General features: G+C 66.4%; 7 protein-coding genes and 1 pseudogene. 7 read left to right on the forward strand and 1 reads right to left on the reverse strand.

What is annotated here, in order from left to right; translation table 11 throughout:
• The first annotated feature begins 29 nt into the window (after window positions 1-29).
• The 6 genes from ABIC50_RS05500 to ABIC50_RS05525 all read left to right on the forward strand — a co-directional run bounded on the left by ABIC50_RS05500 (window position 30) and on the right by ABIC50_RS05525 (window position 6,629).
• Entirely contained in the window at window positions 30-1,406 is a 1,377-nt protein-coding gene (locus ABIC50_RS05500; protein WP_354162135.1) for a lysine N(6)-hydroxylase/L-ornithine N(5)-oxygenase family protein, read from the forward strand.
• A 44-nt stretch (window positions 1,407-1,450) separates the two neighbouring features.
• Window positions 1,451-3,724, forward strand: coding sequence for a TonB-dependent siderophore receptor (locus tag ABIC50_RS05505; RefSeq protein WP_354162140.1), 2,274 nt, complete (start codon window positions 1,451-1,453; stop codon window positions 3,722-3,724).
• Between the two features lie 86 nt (window positions 3,725-3,810).
• A complete protein-coding gene (locus ABIC50_RS05510) occupies window positions 3,811-4,650 on the forward strand; it encodes a formyltransferase family protein (RefSeq protein WP_006755049.1) in 840 nt (279 codons plus the stop codon).
• The gene (locus ABIC50_RS05515; protein ID WP_354162144.1) at window positions 4,650-5,666 is read left to right on the forward strand and encodes a GNAT family N-acetyltransferase; all 1,017 of its coding nucleotides are present in this window, start codon (window positions 4,650-4,652) and stop codon (window positions 5,664-5,666) included. Before ABIC50_RS05510 ends, ABIC50_RS05515 begins: the two co-directional genes overlap by 1 nt.
• Before the next feature lie 277 nt (window positions 5,667-5,943).
• Window positions 5,944-6,210, forward strand: a complete 267-nt coding sequence (gene vapB, locus ABIC50_RS05520) for a type II toxin-antitoxin system VapB family antitoxin (protein WP_354162148.1) — start codon at window positions 5,944-5,946, stop codon at window positions 6,208-6,210.
• Window positions 6,207-6,629, forward strand: coding sequence for a type II toxin-antitoxin system VapC family toxin (locus tag ABIC50_RS05525; RefSeq protein ID WP_175679899.1), 423 nt, complete (start codon window positions 6,207-6,209; stop codon window positions 6,627-6,629). Before vapB ends, ABIC50_RS05525 begins: the two co-directional genes overlap by 4 nt.
• A gap of 80 nt (window positions 6,630-6,709) precedes the next feature.
• Here the strand turns inward: ABIC50_RS05525 and ABIC50_RS05530 are convergent, their stop codons facing one another.
• Window positions 6,710-7,150 (reverse strand): MaoC family dehydratase, encoded by a 441-nt coding sequence (locus ABIC50_RS05530; RefSeq protein ID WP_354162150.1) that lies wholly within the window; start codon window positions 7,148-7,150, stop codon window positions 6,710-6,712.
• A 119-nt stretch (window positions 7,151-7,269) separates the two neighbouring features.
• On the opposite strand from ABIC50_RS05530, the pseudogene ABIC50_RS05535 reads away from it, so the two are divergent.
• A pseudogene (locus tag ABIC50_RS05535) lies at window positions 7,270-7,574 on the forward strand (RNA-guided endonuclease InsQ/TnpB family protein); the annotation flags it as partial.

The raw sequence follows: 7,574 nt of genomic DNA on the forward strand, positions 1-7,574 counted from the left end.
CGGTTTCACCGACAAGGGAGCTGAGAGACATGCAGAGAGAAACCGTATTCGACCTGATCGGCGTCGGCTTCGGGCCGTCGAATCTGGCGCTGGCCATCCGTCTGGAGGAGCGGCGTGCGGCGCGCCCGCTCGCCCATTGCTTCATCGAGCGGCAGCCGGAATTCGGCTGGCACCGCGGCATGCTGCTCGACGACTGCCGGATGCAGATCTCGTTTCTGAAGGATCTCGTCACGATGCGCGATCCGAAGAGCCGCTACACGTTCATCAACTACCTGTTCGAACGCGGCCGGCTGAACGAATTCGTCAATCTGAAGAACTTCTATCCGACCCGCGTCGAATTCCACGACTACCTGAGCTGGGTCGCCGATGCGTTCGACGCGCACGTCCATTACAGCGAGACCGTGATGGCGATCGAGCCCGTGCACGGCGACGGCGCGCGGATCGACGCGTTGCGCGTGCTGTCGTGCGACGCGGCCGGCCGCGAGCGCCAGCGCGTGACGCGTGCGCTGTCGGTCGGCGTCGGCGGCACGCCGGCGGTGCCGGATGCGTTCGCCGCGCTCGGCCGCGATCGCGTGATCCATTCGTCGTCGTACCTGACCGACATCGACCGGCTGGTCGCGTCGCCGGATGGCGAACGCCGCCGCGTCGCGGTGATCGGCGCGGGGCAGAGCGCGGCCGAGGTGTTCATCGACCTCGCGCGCCGCTTCCCGCATGTCGACGCGAACCTCGTGATGCGCGCGGGCGCGTTGAAGCCGGCCGACGACAGTCCGTTCGTCAACGAGATCTTCAGCCCCGAGTTCACCGACGTCGTCTACGCGCAACCGCACGATGCACGCCGCGCGCTGCTCGAGCGCTACCGCGACACCAACTACGCGGTGGTCGACCGGCCGCTGATCGAGCAGATCTACGAAATGCTGTACCTGCAGCGCATCGACGGCACGCCGCGTCATGCGCTGCTCGCGAACAGCGCGATCGAGGGCGCGGTGCGCACCGCCGACGGCCGCATCGAGCTGACGCTGCGCGACCGGATGAACGGCGCGACGCGCGTCGAGCGCTTCGACGCGCTCGTGCTCGCGACCGGTTATCGGCGCGACACGCATTCGGCGCTGCTCGAAGGGCTCGCACCGCACCTCGGCGATGCGCTCACGCGCGGCGACGTCACGCGCGACTACCTGCTCGCGACGCCCGAGCACTTCGCGCCGCGCATCTACCTGCAAGGCTGCTGCGAAGACAGCCACGGCCTGTCCGACACGCTGCTGTCGGTGCTGGCACGCCGCGCGGACGAGATCTGCGCGTCGCTCGAAGACGGGATCGCGCCCGCCCACGATGATGGCGCGGCCCGGGCATTGCATGAACAACGACATCAAAACGGGGCGAGCGCGGGCCGGATGGCTTTCGCTCTTTGACAAAGGCGGTCGGAGACCGCATCAAAAAAGTGGAGCAGAGAAAGATGGAGTGGGCAACAGGCACGCGTTTGCGTGCGATCGCGGCCGCGGCGAGCGTGACGTTCGGGATGGCGGCAGGGCACGCATTCGCGCAGACGGCCCCGGCCGTGAACGCGGGTGCGGCGGCGTCGGCCGACAGTGCGCGCAACGGTACGGCGGGTGCGGGGGCCAGTGGGGCGACCGGTTCGTCGACCAGCGCGCCGAACGGCACGCCGAACGGCACGCTGCCGGCGATCAACGTCAACGCGGGCTCGGAAGGCGACGGCACGGTTGGTCTCGTCGCGAAGCGCAGCCGGACCGGCACCAAGACCGATACGTCGATCAATGAAATTCCGCAGACGATCAACGTCGTCACCGCGCAGCAGATCGAGATGACCGGCGCGACCGACGTGAACGCGGCGCTGCGTTACGTGCCGGGCTTCTCGTCGTACGGCTCGGACAACCGCTCCGACTGGTACGCTGCGCTGCGCGGCTTCACGCCGACGGCCTACGTGAACGGCCTGCAGGTGCCGAACACGCTGAACCTGTCGAGCTGGCGCGTCGATCCGTACATGATCGACAGCATCACCGTGCTGCGCGGGCCGACGTCGGTGCTGTACGGCGCGGGCGACCCCGGCGCGATCATCGACGTGCAGACCAAGACGGCCGACGGCGAGCGCGTGCGCGAAGCCGGCGTGCAGTTCGGCAACTATGCGCGCAAGCAGTTCATGATCGACGTCGGCGACAAGCTCGACGCGGACGGCAAGTATGCGTACCGGTTCGTCGGCGTTGCGCGCGACGGCAACGCGCTGACGGGCCCGAACAACGACCAGCGCGTCGCGCTCGCACCGACGTTCCGCTGGCGCCCCGACGCCGATACGTCGCTGACGCTGTCGGCCACGTACCTGCAGGATTGGGGCGACATCTCGTCGAACTTCCTGCCGGCGCAAGGCACGGTGCTGCCGAACCCGAACGGGCAGATTGACAAGGACGTCTACGGCGGCGACCCGAATTTCAACTATTACCGCAAGAAGCAGTGGTCGCTCGGCTATCAGTTCGAGCGCAACCTGAACTCGATGTGGACGTTCCGGCAGAACGTGCGCTGGATGCACCTGTCGCTCGACAACGGTTCGGTGTTCGGCGCGGGCTTCGCGGACGGCAGCCTGACCGACATCAACCGCTGGGCCGGCGTGTTCCAGACGAACTACAGCCGCTTCGACATCGACAACAACCTGCAGGGCCGCTTCGGCACCGGGCCGCTAGAGCACACGCTGCTGCTCGGCTTCCAGTACAACCGGCAGACCGCGACCGACAGCGAATGGCTGGCCGCCGCGCCGACGCTGAACATCTACAACCCGGTCTACACGCCGGTCACGCTGTCCGTGTTCTCGCCGCCGAACACCACGTACCGTACCAACACGTACACGACGATGAACACGTTCGGGCTGTACGTGCAGGACCAGGTCAAGTGGAACCGCTGGACGCTGACGCTCGGCGGCCGCGAGGACTGGGTCAACCAGCGGCTGGACGACCGCGCGGGCAGCACGCAGTCGAAGGCCGACATCACGGCGTTCACCGGCCGCGTGGGCCTCACGTACCAGGGCGACTACGGGCTGTCGCCGTACATCAGCTACGCGACGTCGTTCAACCCGCTGATCGGCGTGAACCTGTACGGCGGCGGCCTGCCGCAGCCCACGCGCGGCAAGCAGATCGAGGCCGGCCTGCGCTGGCAGCCGCCGGGCAAGAACCTGATGCTGAACGCGGCGATCTACCAGATCAACCAGACCAACGTGCTCACGTCGACGCCGCTGAATCTCGATCCGTCCGGTACGACGTCGATCCAGACCGGCGAAGTGCGTTCGCGCGGCATCGAGCTGAGCGCGACCGGCAAGCTCACGCGGAACCTGTCGCTGATCGCGTCCTACGTGTACCAGGACGTGAAGAACGTGAAGGCCAATGACGCATCGCTGAACAACTGGCCGGTCGACATTCCGCGGCCGCGCCAGATGGCGTCGCTGTGGGCCGACTGGACGTGGCACACGGGGCCGCTCACGGGCTTCGGTCTCGGCGGCGGCGTGCGTTACCAGAGCGCGGCGGCCGGTGCGGCGGACAACTCGCTGACGGTATCGAGCTACACGCTGTTCGATGCGGGCGTGCACTACGACACGCGTAACTGGCGCTTCGCCGTGAACGGGACGAACCTGTTCAACCGCCACTACATCAGCGGTTGCCAGTCGACCAGCGTGTGCATTTTCGGTACCGACCGTACGGTGATCGCCACCGCGAAATACAACTGGTGACGCCGCGCGCCGCGGCGCGCCGGCTGGCCTTCGGGCCGGTGCGGGCGGGCCGCGGCGCCGTCGTCCGCTTTTTCCACGACGCCTCCATGCCGAAGAAAAATCTCGTCTACATCCAGTCGCTGCGCAACGGCGCGGCCGATCGCGCCGGCCAGCCGGTTGCTTACCAGGGTGGCACGCGCTACATGAAGGCGCCGCTCGAATTCCTCGTCGAGCGCCTGAACGACTCGCCGCTCGGCGAGCGCTACACGCTCAAGGGCGTGATCGTCGACGACGACGAAGGCTCGCCCGCCGATCGCGCGAAGGTCGCCGACTACGGCTTCGCGCGCACGCCGGGCCGCCCGTGGATCCTGCCCGACGGGCTGACCGTGCAGGGCCGGCCGGTCGACGAACTGTTCTGCACGATCGCGTCGACGTACCGCCGGCTGCCGCGCGACGCGCGCGAGCGCGTGACGGGCAAGCAGGCGTTCGAGCGCCGCCTGCTCGAACGCCTGCTCGAACTCGACGCCGACGTGGTCGTGCTCGACGGGCTGCTCGTGATCCTCGACGAGCTCGTGCGCCCCGGCGCGCGCTTTCATCGCCGCATCGCGAACATCCACCCCGGCATCACGGCCGACGATTCGCCGTACCAGCGGCGCGGCGCGTGGGCGACGCTCGATGCGCTGCACGGCGCGCGCGGCGAACGGGTCGACTGGGCGAGCGGCACGACGTCGCGCGTCGAGCCGGTGACGATGACGGGCGCATCGTTCCACTACGTCGACAACGGCATCGATTCCGGCGAGGTGATCTGCGACGTGCTCGACACGCCGATCGCGCCGGACGACACGATTCTCGAACTGCGCTGGAACAACTTCCAGCGCAGCCTGTTTCCGGCGCTCGAGCGGGGGCTGCACATCCTCGCCGACCGCCACGACGCGGGAGCACTGTGATGGAAGACACGCTCACGAAACCGGCCGGCACGGCGGACGCCGTCGAAGGCGAGGTAGCCGCGGCGCTCGACGGCGCGGCGCCCGCGCATGCGACGGCCGCCGCCGAGCGCACGCTCGACGCGTGGCGGCCCGACGATGCGCCGGCCACGCTGCTCGCGGAATTCGTCGCGCTGTTCAACACGGACACGCGGCACGACGCGGCGACGGTGTCGGTGCCGCTCGGCGGCGCCGAGCCGGCGGCCGTCGCGTCGTACGTCGCGCGCGCGGTGCGCGAGGGCGTGATCGACGGCGCACAGGTCGCGGGCGAGCGGCTGCGGCTGAGCGCATCGCGCGCGACGTTCTGGCAGAACCCGCGGCCGTGGCTGAAGGCGCCTGCATCGGGCGGGATGCCGCTGCGCTACGCGATCACGAACGGCCACCGGCATCCGGTGCGGCCGCCGTCGCCGGCCGGCGAGATCTATGCGCGCTACATGCCGCAGGTCGGGATGACGTTCAGCCTGCGCACCGTCGACATCGACGAACATGCGCAGCTGTTCAGCGACTGGATGAACCTCGATCGCGTCGCGCATTTCTGGGATCAGCGCGGCACGCGCGACGAGCACGCCGCGTATCTCGCGGAGCGGCTCGCCGATCCGCACATGCATCCGATGATCGGCTATTTCGACGACACGCCGTTCGGCTATTTCGAGTTCTACTGGGCGAAGGAGGACCGCCTCGCGCCGTTCTACGACGCGCATGACTACGATCGCGGGCTGCATCTGCTGATCGGCGACTCGCGCTTCCAGAGCGCGGGCAAGCTGCATGCATGGTGGAGCGGGGTGCTGCACTACATGTTCGTCGATGAGCCGCGCACGCAGCGGCTCGTCGGCGAGCCGCGCGTCGATCATGTGCGGCATATCGCGTACATGCATCGGCTCGGGTTCTACACGCTGAAGGAGTTCGATTTCCCGCACAAGCGCGCGGTGCTCACCGTGATGGAGCGCGAAACGTTCTTTGACACTTTCCGGTTGCCGTGACGGGGCGGGGCGCGAAGCGTCGATGCGTCGATGCGTCAATTCGCAAGCGACGACGTTTCGCGCGGCTTGAAGGGCCGCGGGCATCGGCCGTTCGGGATATGGATCGGGCAGGCGGCATGAGGAAGAATGGATTGCATCCTCATCGCAGACAGGTCCAACCGACATGGCAAGCACACCCGCGATAGCATCGGGCGCGATCCCCGCAGCACGTTCCCCGACATTGACATATGCCGGCATATGCCTAAAATGGGCGCATCGTACTCCTGTGGAGTGGCTCATGCGCACTGTTTCCATTTTCAAGAACGCCCGTAACCAGGCAATCCGCATCCCGAAGGACATGGAGTTCGAGGGTGTGACGGAACTCGAGATCCGCCGCGAGGGCGACACGTTGCTGCTGCGTCCGGTGCGGCCGACGTGGCTGTCGTTCGCGACTGAACCACACGCCGATGCCGACTTCCTCCTCGAGCGCCCGACGGTCGTCGAAGCCGGTCGTTTCAAGCTGCCCGGCGCCGATGACGATGCACCGACGGAGTCGGCCCGGTGACGACGCTCTACATGCTCGATACGAACATCTGTTCGTTCATCATGCGCGAGCGGCCATCCGTGGTGTTGTCCCGATTGCAGTCGTGCGTCAATGCGCAGCACCGGATCGTCGTGTCGGCGATCACCTATGCCGAGATGCGATTCGGCGCAGTCGGCAGAAAGGCTTCGCCGAAGCATGCGGAACTCGTGACGGCCTTTGTTTCGCGGCTGGATGGCGTGCTGTCGTGGGATACCGCGGCGGTCGATGCAACGACCGCGATTCGCGTCGACCTTGCCGCACGTGGCACGCCGATCGGCGCGAACGACGCGTCGATCGCCGGTCACGCGATCGCGGCCGGTGCCGTGCTTGTAACGAACAACAGTCGCGAATTCAGCCGTGTCGCGGGGTTGTCGCTCGAAGATTGGGCAGCCTCGGCCTAGGGCGGCGAATGCACGATGGCGGTGCTGTCGCGCGGCAGCGCGTTTGAGTGACCGCGGTGTTGCCCGGGCCGGGCGGGATGCTACTCCGCGGCGAGTGATTCCTTCGGCATGCTGAGGCTTCTCGATTTGGCGAGAACGCAAACTTCCCCGTTCTCGTTGACCAACGAACCTTCGAGCGTAATAACGTCACCTTTGAGCTTGGAGTTGGCTTCGACGGCCACAATGTGCCATTCCATCCGGACGGCTTCGCCTACCGCGACCGCCTTGCGGAACTGGAACTCGAACTCCAGGCCGAGACCTGCTCTGCGCTCTGTCAGAAAAGTCGCGACCATTCCCATCATCATGGCGGAATAGTGTGTGCCGCTCACGATCAGCCCGCCGAACCTGGTTGTTTTTGCAAACGCTTCGTCGTGGTGCAGGGGGCTCATGTCTCCGGCCAGCGTTGCAAACTGCCGTACGGAATCGACGTCGAACGTAACAAGTTGCGAGGTGCTTTCGCCTACCTTATAGCTTGAATTCATCAGAATTTGCTCCGAGAAACCCCGCCATTTCCCCCAAGGGGACTTCCTTCGGGGCGGATGGCGGGAAGGAAAGGAGTGCTGTTGACAGGCAGCTTCTTCCACGGGTTAGGATCACCTGCATGATTCTTGTCTACCGCTACCGGGTGAAGTCGCTCAACGGACTGCTCAACAAGCAAAGCCGTGCGGTGAACTACGTCTGGAACTTCTGCAACGACACGCAGAAGCACGCGCTTAAGTGGAACAAGAGGTGGCCGACGGGTTTCGATCTGAACGTGCTGACGACGGGGAGCAGCAAGGCGCTGGGCATCCACTCCGGCACGATCAACGCCACGTGCGAGCAATACGCGAAGTCGCGCAGTCAGCACCGTCGGCCCTACCTGCGCTATCGCGGCAGGAAATCGCTGGGCTGGGTGCCGCTGAAGGG

It is taken from the genome of Burkholderia sp. 567 (genome assembly GCF_040545115.1).
GTDB lineage: Bacteria > Pseudomonadota > Gammaproteobacteria > Burkholderiales > Burkholderiaceae > Burkholderia > Burkholderia ambifaria.